At 71.6% G+C, this 15,277-nt stretch carries 21 protein-coding genes; 11 read left to right on the top strand and 10 right to left on the bottom strand.

The window, feature by feature from the left end; translation table 11 throughout:
* The 3 genes from infC (VMF51_RS07715) to rplT (VMF51_RS07705) form a co-directional block, all read left to right on the top strand.
* Nucleotides 1–411 (top strand): translation initiation factor IF-3 (infC, locus tag VMF51_RS07715; protein ID WP_325473829.1); only part of this gene is annotated, 411 nt, incomplete at its 5' end.
* 22 nt (nt 412–433) lie between these two features.
* Entirely contained in the window at nt 434–628 is a 195-nt protein-coding gene (gene rpmI / locus VMF51_RS07710; RefSeq protein ID WP_325473828.1) for a 50S ribosomal protein L35, read from the top strand.
* A 74-nt stretch (nt 629–702) separates the two neighbouring features.
* Complete coding sequence (gene rplT / locus VMF51_RS07705; RefSeq protein WP_325473827.1) at nt 703–1,086, top strand: 50S ribosomal protein L20; 384 nt, start codon at nt 703–705, stop codon at nt 1,084–1,086.
* Nucleotides 1,087–1,210: 124 nt separating this feature from the next.
* Here rplT (VMF51_RS07705) and rplT (VMF51_RS07700) read toward each other — a convergent pair whose 3' ends face one another.
* The 4 genes from rplT (VMF51_RS07700) to VMF51_RS07685 all read right to left on the bottom strand — a co-directional run bounded on the left by rplT (VMF51_RS07700) (nt 1,211) and on the right by VMF51_RS07685 (nt 3,555).
* Nucleotides 1,211–1,594 (bottom strand): 50S ribosomal protein L20, encoded by a 384-nt coding sequence (gene rplT / locus VMF51_RS07700; RefSeq protein ID WP_325473826.1) that lies wholly within the window; start codon nt 1,592–1,594, stop codon nt 1,211–1,213.
* Nucleotides 1,595–1,759: 165 nt separating this feature from the next.
* On the bottom strand, nt 1,760–1,954 hold the full coding sequence (gene rpmI / locus VMF51_RS07695; RefSeq protein ID WP_056862815.1) for a 50S ribosomal protein L35: 195 nt from the start codon (nt 1,952–1,954) through the stop codon (nt 1,760–1,762).
* A gap of 71 nt (nt 1,955–2,025) precedes the next feature.
* A complete protein-coding gene (gene infC / locus VMF51_RS07690; RefSeq protein ID WP_325473832.1) occupies nt 2,026–2,679 on the bottom strand; it encodes a translation initiation factor IF-3 in 654 nt (217 codons plus the stop codon).
* A 351-nt stretch (nt 2,680–3,030) separates the two neighbouring features.
* Nucleotides 3,031–3,555, bottom strand: a complete 525-nt coding sequence (locus VMF51_RS07685; protein ID WP_325473825.1) for an SseB family protein — start codon at nt 3,553–3,555, stop codon at nt 3,031–3,033.
* Nucleotides 3,556–3,624: 69 nt separating this feature from the next.
* Here VMF51_RS07685 and VMF51_RS07680 point away from each other — a divergent pair, with 69 nt between their 5' ends.
* From VMF51_RS07680 to VMF51_RS07665, 4 genes are read left to right on the top strand one after another with little or no spacing between them, the layout of a single operon-like run.
* On the top strand, nt 3,625–4,059 hold the full coding sequence (locus tag VMF51_RS07680; RefSeq protein ID WP_325473824.1) for a hypothetical protein: 435 nt from the start codon (nt 3,625–3,627) through the stop codon (nt 4,057–4,059).
* Nucleotides 4,059–5,279, top strand: a complete 1,221-nt coding sequence (locus VMF51_RS07675) for an amino acid deaminase/aldolase (RefSeq protein ID WP_325473823.1) — start codon at nt 4,059–4,061, stop codon at nt 5,277–5,279. Before VMF51_RS07680 ends, VMF51_RS07675 begins: the two co-directional genes overlap by 1 nt.
* The gene (locus tag VMF51_RS07670) at nt 5,257–5,853 is read left to right on the top strand and encodes a 4-amino-4-deoxy-L-arabinose transferase (RefSeq protein ID WP_325473822.1); all 597 of its coding nucleotides are present in this window, start codon (nt 5,257–5,259) and stop codon (nt 5,851–5,853) included. Before VMF51_RS07675 ends, VMF51_RS07670 begins: the two co-directional genes overlap by 23 nt.
* 9 nt (nt 5,854–5,862) lie before the next feature.
* Nucleotides 5,863–6,789: an aldose 1-epimerase family protein gene (locus VMF51_RS07665; RefSeq protein WP_325473821.1), complete on the top strand. Its 927-nt coding sequence runs from the start codon at nt 5,863–5,865 to the stop codon at nt 6,787–6,789.
* 103 nt (nt 6,790–6,892) lie between these two features.
* Here VMF51_RS07665 and VMF51_RS07660 read toward each other — a convergent pair whose 3' ends face one another.
* Genes VMF51_RS07660 through VMF51_RS07650 form a run of 3 tightly spaced genes read right to left on the bottom strand, consistent with a single transcriptional unit; the run spans nt 6,893 to nt 8,465 of the window.
* Nucleotides 6,893–7,327, bottom strand: a complete 435-nt coding sequence (locus VMF51_RS07660) for a PH domain-containing protein (RefSeq protein ID WP_325473820.1) — start codon at nt 7,325–7,327, stop codon at nt 6,893–6,895.
* Nucleotides 7,328–7,343: 16 nt separating this feature from the next.
* On the bottom strand, nt 7,344–8,192 hold the full coding sequence (gene hisG / locus VMF51_RS07655; RefSeq protein ID WP_325473819.1) for an ATP phosphoribosyltransferase: 849 nt from the start codon (nt 8,190–8,192) through the stop codon (nt 7,344–7,346).
* 9 nt (nt 8,193–8,201) lie between these two features.
* A complete protein-coding gene (locus tag VMF51_RS07650; protein WP_325473818.1) occupies nt 8,202–8,465 on the bottom strand; it encodes a phosphoribosyl-ATP diphosphatase in 264 nt (87 codons plus the stop codon).
* An 86-nt stretch (nt 8,466–8,551) separates the two neighbouring features.
* Between VMF51_RS07650 and VMF51_RS07645 the strand changes: the two genes are divergently transcribed.
* Genes VMF51_RS07645 through VMF51_RS07630 form a run of 4 tightly spaced genes read left to right on the top strand, consistent with a single transcriptional unit; the run spans nt 8,552 to nt 12,886 of the window.
* Entirely contained in the window at nt 8,552–11,413 is a 2,862-nt protein-coding gene (locus VMF51_RS07645; protein WP_325473817.1) for an ATP-binding protein, read from the top strand.
* Nucleotides 11,410–11,913 (top strand): pyruvoyl-dependent arginine decarboxylase, encoded by a 504-nt coding sequence (locus VMF51_RS07640; RefSeq protein ID WP_325473816.1) that lies wholly within the window; start codon nt 11,410–11,412, stop codon nt 11,911–11,913. Before VMF51_RS07645 ends, VMF51_RS07640 begins: the two co-directional genes overlap by 4 nt.
* Nucleotides 11,910–12,515, top strand: a complete 606-nt coding sequence (locus VMF51_RS07635; protein ID WP_325473815.1) for a hypothetical protein — start codon at nt 11,910–11,912, stop codon at nt 12,513–12,515. The genes VMF51_RS07640 and VMF51_RS07635 overlap by 4 nt, the downstream gene beginning before the upstream one ends.
* Complete coding sequence (locus VMF51_RS07630) at nt 12,512–12,886, top strand: response regulator (protein WP_325473814.1); 375 nt, start codon at nt 12,512–12,514, stop codon at nt 12,884–12,886. Before VMF51_RS07635 ends, VMF51_RS07630 begins: the two co-directional genes overlap by 4 nt.
* A gap of 7 nt (nt 12,887–12,893) precedes the next feature.
* Here VMF51_RS07630 and ribH read toward each other — a convergent pair whose 3' ends face one another.
* The 3 genes from ribH to VMF51_RS07615 are packed head-to-tail and all read right to left on the bottom strand — an operon-like array spanning nt 12,894 to nt 15,276.
* Nucleotides 12,894–13,382 carry a 6,7-dimethyl-8-ribityllumazine synthase gene (gene ribH, locus VMF51_RS07625; RefSeq protein WP_325473813.1) on the bottom strand — a complete coding sequence of 163 codons (489 nt, stop codon included), beginning with the start codon at nt 13,380–13,382 and terminating at the stop codon, nt 12,894–12,896.
* A complete protein-coding gene (locus VMF51_RS07620) occupies nt 13,379–14,638 on the bottom strand; it encodes a bifunctional 3,4-dihydroxy-2-butanone-4-phosphate synthase/GTP cyclohydrolase II (protein WP_325473812.1) in 1,260 nt (419 codons plus the stop codon). Before VMF51_RS07620 ends, ribH begins: the two co-directional genes overlap by 4 nt.
* A complete protein-coding gene (locus VMF51_RS07615) occupies nt 14,635–15,276 on the bottom strand; it encodes a riboflavin synthase (protein WP_325473811.1) in 642 nt (213 codons plus the stop codon). The genes VMF51_RS07620 and VMF51_RS07615 overlap by 4 nt, the downstream gene beginning before the upstream one ends.
* Nucleotide 15,277: the final 1 nt, after the last annotated feature.

Here is a 15,277-nt window from a genome sequence, read left to right as displayed (position 1 = left end):
CTCCGGCCGAAGATCGACCAGCACGACTACGAGACCAAGAAGGGTCACGTCGTGCGGTTCCTTCGCCAGGGCGACAAGGTCAAGATCACGATCATGTTCCGTGGTCGCGAGCAGCACCGCCCCGAGCTCGGGTTCCGGCTGCTGCAGCGGCTGGCCGAGGACGTCACGGAGCTGGGCTTCGTGGAGTCCGCCCCCAAGCAGGACGGCCGCAACATGATCATGGTCCTGGGGCCCCACAAGAAGAAGTCCGAGGCCAAGGCCGAGGCGCAGGCCGAGAAGGCCGAGCGCGTCGCGGCCCGTGAGGCCGAGCGGGCCGAGGAGCACGCCGAGCGTCGCGCCGCCCACGCCGTACCCGGACCGAAGAAGGAGCGCCGCCGCTCCGAGAACCTCGACCCCGAGATCGACGCGTAACGAGTAGAAGGAAACCAACCAGATGCCCAAGAACAAGACGCACAGCGGTGCCTCCAAGCGCTTCCGCGTGACCGGCTCCGGCAAAATCCGCCGCCAGAAGACCGGGCTGCGCCACAACCTGGAGAAGAAGCCGTCGAAGATGACCCGTCGCATGTCGGGCACGACCGAGGTGGCCAAGGCCGACGTCAAGCGCGCCAAGAAGCTGCTCGGACTCTGATCCGACCCCTCACCACCCGCCCAGTCATCGTCACGCGACGGGCATCCACGATCTAGCACCAAGGAGCAACACACATGGCACGCGTCAAGCGGGCAGTCAACGCCCAGAAGAAGCGTCGGGTCGTCCTCGAGCGCGCCTCCGGCTACCGGGGCCAGCGCTCGCGCCTCTACCGCAAGGCGAAGGAGCAGGTCACCCACTCGCTGGTCTACAGCTACAACGACCGGCGCAAGAAGAAGGGCGACTTCCGCAAGCTGTGGATCCAGCGCATCAACGCCGGCGCCCGCGCCAACGGCCTCACCTACAACCGGTTCATCCAGGGCCTCAAGGCCGCCGGTGTCGAGGTCGACCGCAAGATCCTGGCCGACCTGGCCGTCAACGACGCCCCGGCCTTCGCCGCGCTCGTCGAGACCGCCAAGTCCGCCCTCCCCGAGGACGTCAACGCTCCCGCGTCGGCCTGATCCTCGGCCTTGCGGCGGTTTCCCAGGTGATGAACCCGAACTGCCTCTTCACACACGAGGTGAGGTGTGTGAAGAGGCAGGAAGGGTTCAAAACCTGGGAAACCGGCAGGACGTGCCAGCAACCTCAGGCCGAGGCCGGGGCGTTGACGTCCTCGGGCAGGTTCGCCTTGGCGGTCTCGACGAGCGCGGCGAAGGCCGGGGCGTCGTTGACGGCGAGCTCGGCGAGGATCTTGCGGTCGACCTCGACACCGGCCAGGCCGAGGCCCTGGATGAACCGGTTGTAGGTCATGCCCTGGGCACGGGCCGCGGCGTTGATCCGCTGGATCCACAGCTTGCGGAAGTTGCCCTTGTTCTTGCGCCGGTCGTTGTAGCTGTAGACCAGGGAGTGGGTGACCTGCTCCTTGGCCTTGCGGTACAGCCGCGAGCGCTGGCCGCGGTAGCCGGCGGCGCGCTCGAGGGTAGTCCGGCGCTTCTTCTGGGCATTCACTGCCCGCTTGACGCGTGCCACTGTCTTACTCCTTGGTGCTCAAAGTTCGGTTCGGGAGAGCCCCGCTACGGGGTCTGGGGCGGAGCCCCGGCGGGGGCTCACGGGGGCGGAGCCCCCGTGCCTTCAGAGTCGGGGTCTGGGGCGAAGCCCCAGCGGGGGCTCACGGGGGCGGAGCCCCCGTGGGTGTCAGAGACCCAGCATCTTCTTCGCGCGGGGGACGTCGGCCTTGGCGACCTCGACGGTCCCGGTGAGGCGACGCGTCACCTTCGAGGCCTTCTTCTCCAGGTTGTGGCGCTTGCCGGCCTTCTCGCGAAGGATCTTGCCGGACCCGGTCACGCGGAAACGCTTCCCGGCACCGGAGTGGCTCTTGTTCTTCGGCATCTCTATCTCTCTCTCGTCGTCCTGACGGCAGCACGGTGGTGCGCCGTTCGGATGGCTGGGGGTGGAGCGGCTCAGGCCTCGATCTCGGGATCGAGGTTCTCGGAGCGACCGCGCTCCTTCTTCTTCGCGACGGGGCCGGCCGCGTGGGCGGCGTCGCGCTCGGCCTGCTCCTCGGCCTGGGCCGCGGCACGCTCGGCGGCGCGGGACTCCTTGGCCGCCTGGGCGTCGACCTTCGCGTCGGCCTTCTTCTTGTGCGGGCCGAGCACCATGATCATGTTGCGGCCGTCCTGCTTCGGCGAGGACTCGACGAAGCCGAGCTCGGCGACGTCCTCGGACAGCTTCTGCAGGAGCCGGAAGCCCAGCTCGGGGCGGTGCTGCTCGCGGCCGCGGAACATGATCGTGATCTTGACCTTGTCGCCGGCCTTGAGGAAGCGGACCACGTGACCCTTCTTGGTCTCGTAGTCGTGCGCGTCGATCTTGGGACGAAGCTTCATCTCCTTGATGATCACGTTCGTCTGGTTCCGACGGGCCTCGCGAGCCTTCTGGGCGTTCTCGTACTTGAACTTCCCGTAGTCCATGAGCTTGCAGACCGGGGGGCGGGCCATGGGCGCGATCTCGACGAGGTCGAGGTCGGCTTCCTGGGCAAGGCGCAGCGCATCGGCCGTCGGCACGATGCCGACGGTCTCGCCGCTGGGTCCAACGAGGCGGACCTCGGAAACCCGGATCCGGTCGTTGATACGAAGCTCGGTGCTGATGTGTCCTCCAGTGGTCAGGTGGCCGGGTGTCTCGTCGGCATCGGAACAGGTCCGAAATCAACGAGGGCTTCCGCTCGTCCAACAAGCGGAAGCCAGTCGCGACACGCCACCGCGAGGTGATCGCACCACCGAGGACCGTCACCCGACGACGAGCGCCTGGTGGGACCTACGGGACCGGACCCGACGACCTGATGCTGCGACGGTCGATGCGGGTGGGAGACGATGTTGCTTGTCCTCCGCTTGATGATCGGCTCCTCGCGCCGTGCGGCACCAGGAACTGATCGGTCAACACCGAAGGTTAACCGAACATTCCGGGAGGGGCTAATCGGTGGGCCGCACCCAGGCGGGTCGGCCGCCGACCTCGGCGAGCACCCAGCCCGCCGCCAGGCCGCGCAGGTCCTCGCCCTGGATCACGACGGTCACCGGCCCGGCCACGTCCACGACGACCGCCGCGGCATCCTCCTGGATCGCCGACTGGGCCGCGAGCTGGGAGAGCACCGGCACCGGCCGGGCCTGCGGGTCCCAGGCCGCGAGCGCCTCCGTGCCGGTGAAGGCGAGTAGCGCCAGCCGCCCGTCGGCACCGGTCAGCAGCACCGCCGCCATCTCGCTCGACTTGTCGTGGGTCAGTCCCCGGTCGTCGACCTCGGCCTCCCCGAGGACCGCCACGACCGGGACCAGCAGGCGGGAGCGCTGCAGGGCGGCGACCACGCCGGCGTACGCGGTCGCGTCGCCGGGGGCCGCGGCGTACGTCGTCAGGGCCGCGGCGACCTCGTCGGGCACGGCACCGTCGTCGTCGGGGTACGCCGGGCTCTGCAGCTCCCGACGCATGCCCTCTGCCTGCTCCATGCCCCCATCCTCTCGCGCCCGGCATCCGGCACGAAACCGGACCCTGGGCGCTTGTGGGAGGCTGACGACGTGGACGACGCGAGCTGGGCCGCACTGACCTTGAGCCTGACCGTGCTGGGCGGGATCTGGACCTGGTACGCCTTCCGGCGCCGGGGCCTCGCCTCCGGGATCCGGGGCATCGGACTGACCCTGCTGCCGCTGGCGGCGTACCTCACCAACACGCTGCGGATGTTCACCCGGATCGTCGACGCCGTCGGCGACTGGATCGCCACGCTGGTGCTGAGCCCGAAGGTGTGGGTCGGCATCGTCGTCGCCGGGGTCGCGGTCGTCGCGTTCGTCGCCGCGCGCGCCCTCGAGGCCCGCTCGGGTGGCCGACCGGTCGAGCGCGCGGGTCGTCGTACGCCGAAGGCCGCGGTGGGCTCCGCCGAGCGCGGAGCGCCCGCCGTCCAGGACGACGACCTCGCCGACATCGAGGCCCTGCTGCGCAAGCGGGGCATCTCCTGATGGGCGGCGACTCGGTCATCGAGCGCAACCGCCTCTGGGCGCGGCTCGACGGCGCGGTCGCCCGGCACGGCGAGCCGCTGCCCACCCCCCTCGCGGTCGTCGACCTCGACGCCTTCGACGCCAATGCCGACGACCTGGTCCGGCGCGCCGCGGGCAAGCCGATCCGGGTCGCCTCGAAGTCCGTGCGGGTGCCGGACCTGCTGCGCCGGGTGCTGGCGCGCGAGGGGTTCCAGGGCGTCCTCGCCTTCACCCTGCGGGAGGCGCTCTGGCTGGAGGAGCGGGAGGTGGCGGACGACCTGGTGGTCGCCTACCCCAGCGTCGACCGCGCCGCCCTCGCCGACCTCGTCGCCTCGCCGCGGGCGGCCGCCCACATCACCCTCATGGTCGACGACGTGGCGCACCTCGACGTGGTCGACTCGGTGCGCGCGTCGACGGCCGTGCCCATCCGGGTCGCGATCGACGTCGACGCCGGGCTCCGGCTCGCGGGCCGACACGTCGGCCCCAAGCGCTCCCCGCTGCACGAGGCGTCCCGCGTCCTGGAGCTGGCGAGGACGATCGCCGCCCGTCCCGGCTTCCGGCTCGTCGGCGTGATGACCTACGAGGGCCAGGTCGCCGGACTCCAGGACGTCGTCCCCACCGCGCGGGCACGCTCGATGGTCGTGCGCGGCCTGAAGACCGCCTCGGTCGCCCAGCTCGCGCACCGCCGCCGCGAGGTCGCCGACGCGATCGCCCAGGTGGCCGACCTGGAGTTCTGGAACGCCGGCGGGTCGGGATCCGTGGAGTCGTCGGGCTCCGACCCGGTCGTCACCGAGATCGCCGCCGGCTCCGGGCTGCTGGTGCCGACCCTCTTCGACCACTACCGCTCGTTCGCGCCGCGGCCGGCGGCGTTCTTCGGGCTGCCCGTCACCCGCCGGCCCTCCCCCGACGTCGCGACCGTGCACGGCGGCGGGCTGGTCGCGTCCGGCCCGGCCGGTCCCGACCGGCTGCCGACGCCCTGGGCGCCGGCCGGGCTCTCCCTCACCACGCTCGAGGGCGCCGGCGAGGTGCAGACCCCGCTGGTCGGCCACACCGCGGGGATGCTGCGGATCGGCGACCTGGTGTGGTTCCGCCACGCCAAGGCCGGCGAGCTCTTCGAGCACACCACGACCGCGCACCTGCTCGCCGGCGACGACCTGACCGGTACGGCGACCACCTACCGTGGCCACGGCCTCGCCTGCTGAGGCCGCGCTCCGGCTCGCACGAGAACGACCGGCGACCCTCGGCTCCGGACGGCTGATCTGCGTCGACGGCCCGGCCGGGTCGGGCAAGACCACGTTGGCGGCCGCGCTCGCCGCGCTGGAGCCGCAGGCCGTCGTCGTCCACACCGACGAGCTGCTGGACGGCTGGGGCGGACTGCCGACCCTGCCCACGCGCCTGGCGGAGCTCCTCGAGCCGCTGGGCCGCGGGGTGGCCTCGTCGTACCTGCGCTACGACTGGCTCGCCGGCCGGTACGCCGAGTCCGTCCCGGTGCCGAGGTCCCCGCTGCTGGTGCTCGAGGGGGTCGGCTCCGGTGCCCGGGTGCTGGCGCCGTACCGCACGGTGCTGGTGTGGGTGAGCGCTCCCGACGACGAGCGGCTCCGACGGGTCGTGGAGCGGGACGGGCCGCTCGTCGAGCCGCACCTGGCGGCCTGGGTCGCCGACGAGGTCGCGCACTTCGCGGCCGAGGGCACCCGGCGGTCCGCCGACCTGCACGTCACCCGCGGGGACGGGCCGCGGAGCGGGACCTCCGGCCTGCGGACGTCCGACGAACCATAGGGTGTGCCAGTGCTTCCTCCGAGCGGTGACCAGTTCGAGATCGCGGCGGGCGGCTACCGCGCGGTCGTCACGGAGAGCGGCGCCGCGCTGCGGCTGCTGACGTACGGCGGCCGCGCGCTCGTCGACGGCTTCGACGAGAGCGAGACGTCGTCGGGAGGTCGCGGTCAGCTGCTGGTCCCCTGGCCCAACCGCGTGCGGGACGGGCGCTACTCCTTCGGCGGGGCCGATCACCAGCTCGCCCTGACCGAGCCGAAGCGGAACAACGCCTCGCACGGGCTGGCTCGCTGGGCGGCGTGGACCGTCCAGGAGCACACCGCGCACTCGGTCGCTCTCTCGTACCGGCTGATGGCGCAGACCGGCTACCCGTGGACGCTCGACCTGAGCGTCGTCTACGACCTGTCCGCGGACGGGCTGACCGTCACCCAGACGGCCACGAACACGTCCGACGTGCCCGCGCCGTACGCCAGCGGGGCGCATCCGTACCTCGCCGTCGGGCCGGGTCCCGTCGACACCCTGGAGCTGACCATGCCGGCGGCGACCCGGTTGCTGAGCGACCCCGAGCGGCTCCTCCCGACCGGGCGCGAGGCGGTCGACGGGACGCCGTACGACTTCCGGGTCGCGCGGCCGCTGCGCTCGGTCGCCCTCAACGACTCCTTCACCGACCTGGCCCGTGACGACCGCGGCGTGGCGACGACCGTGCTGCGCGACCCGGCGACCGGGCTCGGCGTCGTCCTGTGGGTCGACGAGCACCACCCCTGGCTGCTGCTCTACACCGCCGACGACGTCGCGCGCACGGCCCGCCGCTCGATCGCGGTGGAGCCGATGACCGCGCCGCCCGACGCGTTCCGCTCCGGCGAGGACCTGGTGGTGCTCGGTCCCGCCGGCAGTCTCGATGACGAGCTGTCGGCGACGTGGGGGATCCGCGCCGTCGACTGAGCCGTCGAGGTCGGAGTGGCGCGCTCGCGGGGGTTGCGGGGATCTCGACGGGCGCTCAGGACTTCGTCCTTCGCTGCTCGATCACCGGTTGGCGAGGCCGCTCTCAGCGGTTGGGGGGCTGCTCGACCAGGGCGCGGAGCTGGCGGACGGCGCGCCGAGCGCGGTCGCCGTCGGAGCCCTGGATGCCCATCGCGGACATCGTGTCGCCGTCGGCGAGGTCGAGGGTGACCCACGGGGCGCCCGGGGGCAGGCGGACGGCGACGATCTCGGCCCAGTCAAGCTCGCGCCGGCGGTAGCCGTTGACGACGACCAGCCGGTCCCGCTCGGCCACGACGCGCGAGCGCACCAGCGCGTTCATCGCGCCGGCGCCGATCACCCACAACAGGGCCAGGGTGCCGATCTGGATCACGTTGAACCGGGCTCGGGTCTCGTCGTCGAACGCGAACCAGGCGGCCATGAAGAGCACGAGCAGGAGCAGGCCACCGACGGCCCCGGCGATCCGGGGGCCGAGCGGCCGCCAGGTGTGCGGCACCGACACGAGGTCCGGGCCCCTCTCAGAGTCGGCAGGCATCGATCTTGGTGAGCAGGATGCCGCGGGCACCGATCTGGAACAGCTCGTCCATCAGTCGCTGCGAGCCGTCACGCGGGACCATCGCGCGCACGGCGACCCAGCCGTCGCGGCGCAGCGGGGAGATGGTCGGGCTCTCGATGCCGGGAGTCAGCTGGACCGCCTCGGCGACCCGCGCCTCCTCGATGTCGTAGTCCATCATCACGTAGCCGCGGGCCACGAGGACGCCCTGCAGCCGGCGCTTGAAGATCTCCAGGCCGGCCGGCACCGAGCCGCTGCGGGCCACCAGGACCGCCTCGGACTCCAGGATCGTCTCGCCGAACACCTCCAGGCCCGCCTGACGCAGGGTGCTGCCGGTCTCCACGACGTCGGCGATGGCGTCGGCGACACCGAGCTGGATGCTGGTCTCGACCGCGCCGTCGAGGCGCACGACGCTGGCCTCGATGCCGCGCTCCTCCAGGAAGGCGCGGACGACCCCGACGTACGACGTCGCGATCCGCGCACCCGAGAGCTGCGCCAGGTCGGTGAAGGCGCCGCGGGGACCGGCGAACCGGAACCGGCTGCGGCCGAACCCGAGGCTCAGCGCCTCCTCGGCCTTGGCGCCGGAGTCGAGCAGCAGGTCACGGCCCGTGACGCCGAGGTCGAGGGTGCCCTCGCCGACGTACAGGGCGATGTCGCGGGGGCGCAGGTAGAAGAACTCGACGCCGTTCTCGGCGTCGGTCAGCGTGAGCTGCTTGGGGTCCTCACGCTGGCGGTAGCCGGACTCGCGCAGCATCTCGGATGCTGCCTGGGAGAGCGACCCCTTGTTGGGGACCGCGATGCGGAGCAGGGACATGAGGCTTCCTCAGAGGTGGGCGTAGACGTCGTCGAGCTCGATGCCGGTCGCGAGCATCAGCACCTGGGCGTGGTAGAGCAGCTGGCTGATCTCCTCGGCCGCCCGCTCGGCGCCCTCGTGCTCGGCCGCCATCCAGGACTCCGCAGCCTCCTCGACCAGCTTCTTGCCGATCGCATGGACGCCTGCCTCGAGCTGCAGCACCGTGCCGGATCCCTCGGGCCTGGTCCGGGCCTTCTCGCTGAGCTCGGCCCACAACTCGTCGAACGTCTTCACAGACGGCAACTCTAGGCGGTGCGGCACAGATCCCGACGCCGGGACCGGGGCCCGGACACACCCCCGGCGCTGATACGGTCTCGCGCATGGGCCCCGCGAGTGTGGACGAGGCCTCGCGTCGTCAGTTCACCGTGGCGGTCTCTGTCGCAGGCGTGGCGATCGTCCTCTTCGGTCTGCTGTTGCAGCCTGGCATGCCTGCGTCGGTCCGATCCGCGACCACGGGCGCCGGGCTCCTTTTCGCGGGCCTGGCCGCCGCATCCAGCTGTGCCGTGGCCGCTCACCGCAGCCACGGACGCCGCCGCCAGTCCTGGCGGCTGCTGATGGCGGCGGCCATCGTCGCCGTCTCGGGCAACGTCCTCGTCGCCGTCCTGGCCCTCGATCCGCCCAACACGGTCAGCGACATCACGGTCGGCACCGCCCTGCTGCTGTCGATCGCCGGACTGCTCAACTTCCCCACGGTGCGCCGACGTGGTCTGGACCTGTTGGTGATGGCGCTCGACGGCGTGGTCATGGGCTCCGCCGTCCTAATCATCGCCTTCGTCCTCGTGTACGACGACCTCTGGGACAACGCCGACGCCCCGGGCCAGGGCGTCCTCACCCTGCTCATCCCGGTCCTCGACGTCGTCCTCGTGGCCGTCGGTCTCCTCCTGGTGCAGCGCATCCGCGGCTCCGCCCGGCCCGCCCTGCTGATGCTCGCCATCGGCTTCCTGCTGTACGCCGTCTCGGACCTGTCGTACGCCGCGCACGTGGCCGAGGGTGACTTCGAGTTCGGCTCCCTGCTCGACCTGGGCTGGATCGCGGGCTACCTCGTGATCGCGGCCGCGTGCTGGTACCCGACGCCCGACATCGACGTCGAGGAGAGCGACACCGGCGCCGAGACCCTGGACACGGTGATCGTGTTCGCGATGCTCATCGCCGCGGCAACCGTGCAGACCGTGTTCGGGGAGCAGGGCCAGTCCCCCTTCATCCAGCTGGCGATCTGGATCGTGCTGGTGCTGGCCGCCGGACTCCGGCAGATGCTGCTCACCGTCGACAACGCCCGGCTGCGGCGCGGCCTGGAGCAGCGGGTGCGCGAGCAGACCGCCGACCTGCGGCGCCTGGCCCGCCAGACCGAGGTGCTGCTGACCTCGGTCGGCGACGGCATCTACGGCGTCGACGCGGAGGGCCGGATCACGTTCGTGAACCCCTCCGGCGCGGACGTCCTGGGCTACGACCCCGAGGAGCTGCGCGGCCGGCACGCCCACGACACCTTCCACGCGGCCGCACCCGACGGCACGGCCTACAAGTGGGAGGGCTGCTACGTCTACGAGGCGATCCGCGCGGGGCGGGTGACCAACGCCGAGGAGGACGTCTACCAGCGCGCCGACGGCGCCACCTTCCCGGTCGAGATCACGGCGAGCCCCCTCCTCGACGAGGACGTCGTCCGCGGTGCGGTGGTCGTCTTCCGTGACGTCACCCAGCGCCACGAGGTCGACCGGATGAAGAACGAGTTCCTCTCCGTGGTCAGCCACGAGCTGCGCACGCCGCTGACCTCGATCCGCGGCTCCCTCGGCCTGCTGGCCAGCGGCAGCGTCGGCGCCCTCGAGCCGCGGGCCCAGTCGCTGACCGCGATCGCCCTGGAGAGCAGCGAGCGGCTGACCCGGCTGATCAACGACATCCTCGACCTCGAGCGCATCGAGTCCGGCACCCGCCCGATGGAGACCACGACCCTCGACGCCGCCGACCTGCTGGTGGCGTCGTCGACCGAGTTGGCCGGCATCGCCCACGCCAGCGGCGTGCGGGTCGAGATCGGCCGCGCCGAGGGACGGGTAGTGGCCGACCGGGACCGGATCGTGCAGACCCTCACGAACCTGCTGGGCAACGCGCTGAAGTTCTCGGAGCGCGACAGCACCGTCACCCTGGAGGCGGTCCAGGAGGGCCGGTTCGTCATCTTCGCGGTGCGCGACGAGGGCCGGGGCATCCCCGAGGACAAGCTCGAGACGGTCTTCGAGCGCTTCCAGCAGGTCGACTCCTCCGACGCCCGCCAGAAGGGCGGTACCGGACTGGGCCTCGCCATCAGCCGCGGGATCGTCGAGCGGCACGGCGGGCGGATCTGGGCGGAGAGCTCCCTCTCCGCGGGCACCACGGTGCGGTTCTCGCTCCCGGCCGTCCACCGCACGGTGACCCAGGACGGTCTGAGCGGCGCGCCCGTCGTCCTGGTCTGCGACGACGACGCCGGGACGGTCGACACCCTGTCGGCGACCCTGGTGCAGCACGGCTTCCGCACCATCGGCGTCAACGACGGCAACGACGCCGTCACCCGGGCGATCGCCGACCGACCCGCGGTCATCCTCCTCGACGCGCGGATGCCCGGCACATCCGGCGCGGAGGTGGTCGCCCAGCTGCGCGAGCAGCCCCGCACCCGGGCGATCCCCGTGGTCGTCGTCTCCGGGCTCGGCCCCGAGGACGACCCGGCGCTGCGCCCCTGGGCGGAGGACTGGCTGATCAAGCCCGCCAGCGAGGACCGTCTCGTCGGGGCCGTGGAGGCCGCCCTCGCCGGCCGTCGCGACGACGCCACCGTGCTGCTCGTCGAGGACGACGACGACCTGGCCGGTGTGGTCACCACCCTGCTCACCTCCCACGGCCTCCGCGTCGTCCACGCCCGTACGGCGAGCGACGCGATCCGTCTCGGCGCCGAGCTCCTGCCTCAGGTGCTCGTCCTCGACCTGCAGCTGCCCGACGGGCACGGCTCGCAGGTCGTCGCCGACTTCCGCCGCCATCCCCTCCTCGCCGACGTCGGACTGGTCGTCTACAGCGCCGCCGACGTCGACCACCGCCAGCGGGCGGACCTCAGACTCGGAAGCACCGTGTTCCTGACGAAGGGCCGATCCGGCCCGGAGGCTCTAGAAGGCCGGGTCCTCGACCTGGTCAACGCCCTGACCGGGCAAGAAAGCGAAGGTGGCTCATGACCCTCTCCCCTCCCGTTGACGTCGCCGTCCACATCACCGTACGACGAGGCAGCGGCTCCGGCCGCACCCCGCTCTCGGCGTTCGACAGTGCCCTCATGGAGGCCGGGGTGGCGAACCTCAACCTGGTGACGCTGTCGTCCGTGATCCCTCCGGGGAGCCGGATCACGCACACCAACGAGGTGCTGGAGGCCGCCCACGGCGACCGGCTGTACTGCGTCCTCTCCTCCGGGCACGCCGACCACCCGGGCGAGATCGTCTGGTCCGGCCTGGGCTGGGTCGTCGACGAGGAGACCGGCAAGGGCCTGTTCGTCGAGCACCACGCCGGCAGCGAGGAGTCGCTGCGCGAGCAGATCACGCTGAGCCTGGAGGACATGACCGCGAGCCGGGGTGGCGGGTACGGCGAGATCCAGATCGCGACCGCCTACGCCCACTGCACCGACAAGCCGGTCTGCGCGCTCGTCGTGGCGGCGTACACCTCCGTCGGGTGGGAGGCACCGTGACCGAGAAGACCCTGCCCGAGGCGATCACCATCACGGTCGCCACCAGCGTCGACCACGAGACGGCGGCCCGCTACTACCAGCTCTACCGCGACACCTTCAGCGAGCTGGCGACCCGCGCGGTCGCCCGCCAGCTCCTCCACGAGGAGGAGTTCATGGAGGAGATGGACGACGAGCGGGTGATGAAGTACCTCGCCTGGAGCGCCGAGGGCGAGCTGATCGGCATGTCGACGCTCACCCGGGACCTGTCGACGGTGCCGTGGATCAGCCCGGACTACTTCGCGCACCACTACCCCGAGCACACCGCGCGCAACGCGGTGTTCTACCTGGGGTTCACGCTGGTCGAGCGCCGACGCCGGCAGGCGCAGGTCTTCCAGGCGATGATCTCCACGATCGTCGAGCTGCTGGTCGAGGAGCGGGCGGTCTGCGGGTACGACCTGTGCGCGTTCAACGACAAGATCGTCGGCCTTGGCCCGAGCATCGAGCGGCTGCTGCACCGCAACGCGGGGCTGACCCTCACCGAGGTCGACCTGCAGACCTACTACTCGGCCGTCTTCGACGGCACCGTCCCGCCCGCGCCCCCGGCCCCCGCGGAGGCTCCATGAGCGTGACGGCCCTGGTCGTCGACGACGACGACTCCATCCGGGAGATCACCCAGATCGCGCTCGAGGCGGTCGGCGGGTGGCAGGTCATCCCGGCCGACGGCGGCGTGGCGGCGCTCGCGCTCGCGCGCGAGCACCGCCCCGACGTCGTGCTGCTCGACGTGATGATGCCCGACATGGACGGCCCGACGACGTTCCGGCACCTGCAGGAGGATCCGGCGACACGCGACATCCCGGTCGTGCTGCTGACCGCCAAGGTGCAGGTCGGGGTCAAGCAGGTCTGGAACGAGATCGCGGTCGCCGGGGTCATCTCGAAGCCCTTCGACCCGATGACCCTGCACACCCAGGTCGCGGAGATCCTCGGCTGGACCTGAGCCCGGGTCAGTCCTCGTAGCCGCGCTTGACCCGCTTGAGGGTCTGCGCGGTGAGCAGCGCGGCCGCGGTGGCCTCGTAGCCCTTGTCCTCCTTCGAGCCCTCCAGCCCGGCGCGGTCCAGCGCCTGCTGGTCGTCGTCGCAGGTCAGGACGCCGAAGCCGACGGCCACCGTGTGGTCGAGCGCGACCCGGGTCAGCCCGTCGGTCGCGGCGTTGCAGACGTAGTCGAAGTGCGGGGTGCCGCCCCGGACCACCACGCCCAGCGCCACCACGGCGTCGTACCCCTGCGCCGCGAGGGCGGAGGCGACGACCGGCAGCTCGAAGGTGCCCGGGACCCGGACCACCACGGGCGCCTCGACCTTGAAGTCGGTGAACGCGCGCGTCGCGCCGGCCAGCAGGCCGTCCATCACCTGCTCGTGCCAGCTCGCGGCGACGACGGCCACCCGCAGGTCGTGGCAGTCGACGGGCTCGTGGCTGGGGATCCCGGCTCCGCTCATCGGGTCGCTCCGTTCTCGTTCAGGGTGTCGGTGGCCGACGTCAGGCCGGGCAGCACGTGGCCCATCCGGTCCCGCTTGGTCAGCAGGTAGGCGATGTTGTGGTCGTTGGGGTGGGGGGTGAGCGGCACCCGCTCGGCGACCGAGATGCCGTAGTCCTCGAGGTTGCTCACCTTGTCGGGATTGTTGGTCATCAGCCGGACCGCGTCGATCTTGAGGTCCTTGAGGATCTGGGTCGCCGCGCCGTAGTGGCGGGCGTCCGCGGGCAGGCCGAGGTCGAGGTTGGCGTCCACCGTGTCGCGACCGCCGTCCTGGAGCTGGTAGGCCTGCAGCTTGGCGACCAGGCCGATCCCCCGGCCCTCGTGGCCGCGCAGGTAGACCACCACCCCTCGGCCCTCCTCGACGATCCGCGCCATCGCCTCGTCGAGCTGCGGGCCGCAGTCGCACCGGCTGCTGCCGAACACGTCACCGGTCAGGCACTCGGAGTGCACCCGGGTCAGCACGGGCTCGGGGCCGCTGACGTCGCCGTACACCAGCGCGATGTGCTCGGAGGCGTCCGTGGTGATCTGGTAGCCGTACGCCGTGAAGTCGCCGTGCCGCGTCGGCAGCCGGGTCTCGGCCTCCCGGACGACCAGCACCTCGTGCCGGCGGCGGTACTTCACCAGGTCCTCGATCGAGATCATCGCGAGGCCGTGCTCGTCGGCGAACTCGCGCAGCTCCCCGGCACGCTTCATGGTGCCGTCGTCGTTGACGACCTCGACCAGCACGCCCGCGGGCGTGAGGCCCGCGAGCTTCGCCAGGTCGACGGCCGCCTCGGTGTGGCCGCGGCGCGCCAGCACACCCCCGTCGCGGTAGCGCAGCGGGAAGACGTGGCCGGGCCGGGTGATCTCCCACGGCTCGGTCGCCGAGTCGGCCAGGACCCGGGCGGTGTGGGCGCGGTCGGCGGCCGAGATGCCGGTGGAGACGCCGTCGCGGGCGTCGACCGAGATCGTGTACGCCGTGCGCAGCTTGTCCTTGTTGTGCGGCGTCATCAGCGGGATCTCCAGCCGGTCCAGCATGTCGCCGGGCATCGGCACGCAGATCACGCCGCTGGAGTGCCGGATGGTGAAGGCCATCAGCTCGGGCGTCGCCTTGCTCGCCGCGAAGATGATGTCGCCCTCGTTCTCGCGGTCCTCGTCGTCGACGACCACGACGGCCTTGCCGGCGGCGATGTCGGCGATGGCGCGCTCGACGCTGTCGAGGCGGACCCGGTGGCTCATGAGTTGTTCTCCTGGTTCTGCGGGGTGCTCTGCTGGGGGTGCTGCGGGAGGTAGGCGCCGAGCAGCTTCTCGACGTGCTTGGCGATGACGTCGGTCTCGAGGTTCACGCGGTCCCCGGGGGACCGGAAGCCGAGCGTGGTGCGGGCGAGCGTCTCGGGGATCAGGCTCACCGTGAAGGACTCCGCGCCGGCCTCGACGACGGTGAGGCTGACCCCGTCGACGGTGATCGAGCCCTTGTCGACCAGGTAGCGCGACATCTCCGCCGGCAAGGAGACCTCGACGACCTCCCAGTGCTCGCTGGGCGTGCGGCGTACGACCTGGCCGACCCCGTCGACGTGGCCCTGGACGATGTGGCCGCCCAGCCGCTTGTCGGCGGTGACCGCGCGCTCCAGGTTGACCCGGTCGCCGGGGCGGACGCCGTACAGGCTGGTCTTGTCGAGGGTCTCCTGCATGACGTCGGCGGTCCAGGTCTCCCCGGTCCGCTCGGCGACGGTCAGGCAGCAGCCGTTCACGGCGATCGAGTCGCCCAGGCCCGCGTCGGCCAGCACGGTGGCCGCCCGGATGGTGAGCCGGATGGCGTCCCCCTGGTCCTCCACGGCCTCGACGGTGCCGAGCTCCTCGACGATTCCGGTGAACATG

The sequence above is a fragment of the Nocardioides sp. genome, assembly GCF_035503875.1.
Taxonomy (GTDB): Bacteria; Actinomycetota; Actinomycetes; order Propionibacteriales; family Nocardioidaceae; genus Nocardioides.
This window is presented reverse-complemented; position numbering and strand designations above follow the sequence as displayed.

Excerpts from the sequence above, each read along its gene's own strand:
- VMF51_RS07620 (WP_325473812.1), bottom strand. The coding sequence starts at position 14,638 with ATGAGCCACCGGGTCCGCCTCGACAGCGTCGAGCGCGCCATCGCCGAC.
- VMF51_RS07640 (WP_325473816.1), top strand. The coding sequence starts at position 11,410 with ATGACCCTCTCCCCTCCCGTTGACGTCGCCGTCCACATCACCGTACGA.
- VMF51_RS07630 (WP_325473814.1), top strand. The coding sequence starts at position 12,512 with ATGAGCGTGACGGCCCTGGTCGTCGACGACGACGACTCCATCCGGGAG.
- hisG (WP_325473819.1), bottom strand. The coding sequence starts at position 8,192 with ATGTCCCTGCTCCGCATCGCGGTCCCCAACAAGGGGTCGCTCTCCCAG.
- VMF51_RS07645 (WP_325473817.1), top strand. The coding sequence starts at position 8,552 with ATGGGCCCCGCGAGTGTGGACGAGGCCTCGCGTCGTCAGTTCACCGTG.
- rplT (WP_325473827.1), top strand. The coding sequence starts at position 703 with ATGGCACGCGTCAAGCGGGCAGTCAACGCCCAGAAGAAGCGTCGGGTC.
- ribH (WP_325473813.1), bottom strand. The coding sequence starts at position 13,382 with ATGAGCGGAGCCGGGATCCCCAGCCACGAGCCCGTCGACTGCCACGAC.
- VMF51_RS07685 (WP_325473825.1), bottom strand. The coding sequence starts at position 3,555 with ATGGAGCAGGCAGAGGGCATGCGTCGGGAGCTGCAGAGCCCGGCGTAC.
- rpmI (WP_056862815.1), bottom strand. The coding sequence starts at position 1,954 with ATGCCGAAGAACAAGAGCCACTCCGGTGCCGGGAAGCGTTTCCGCGTG.
- VMF51_RS07615 (WP_325473811.1), bottom strand. The coding sequence starts at position 15,276 with ATGTTCACCGGAATCGTCGAGGAGCTCGGCACCGTCGAGGCCGTGGAG.
- rpmI (WP_325473828.1), top strand. The coding sequence starts at position 434 with ATGCCCAAGAACAAGACGCACAGCGGTGCCTCCAAGCGCTTCCGCGTG.
- VMF51_RS07675 (WP_325473823.1), top strand. The coding sequence starts at position 4,059 with ATGGGCGGCGACTCGGTCATCGAGCGCAACCGCCTCTGGGCGCGGCTC.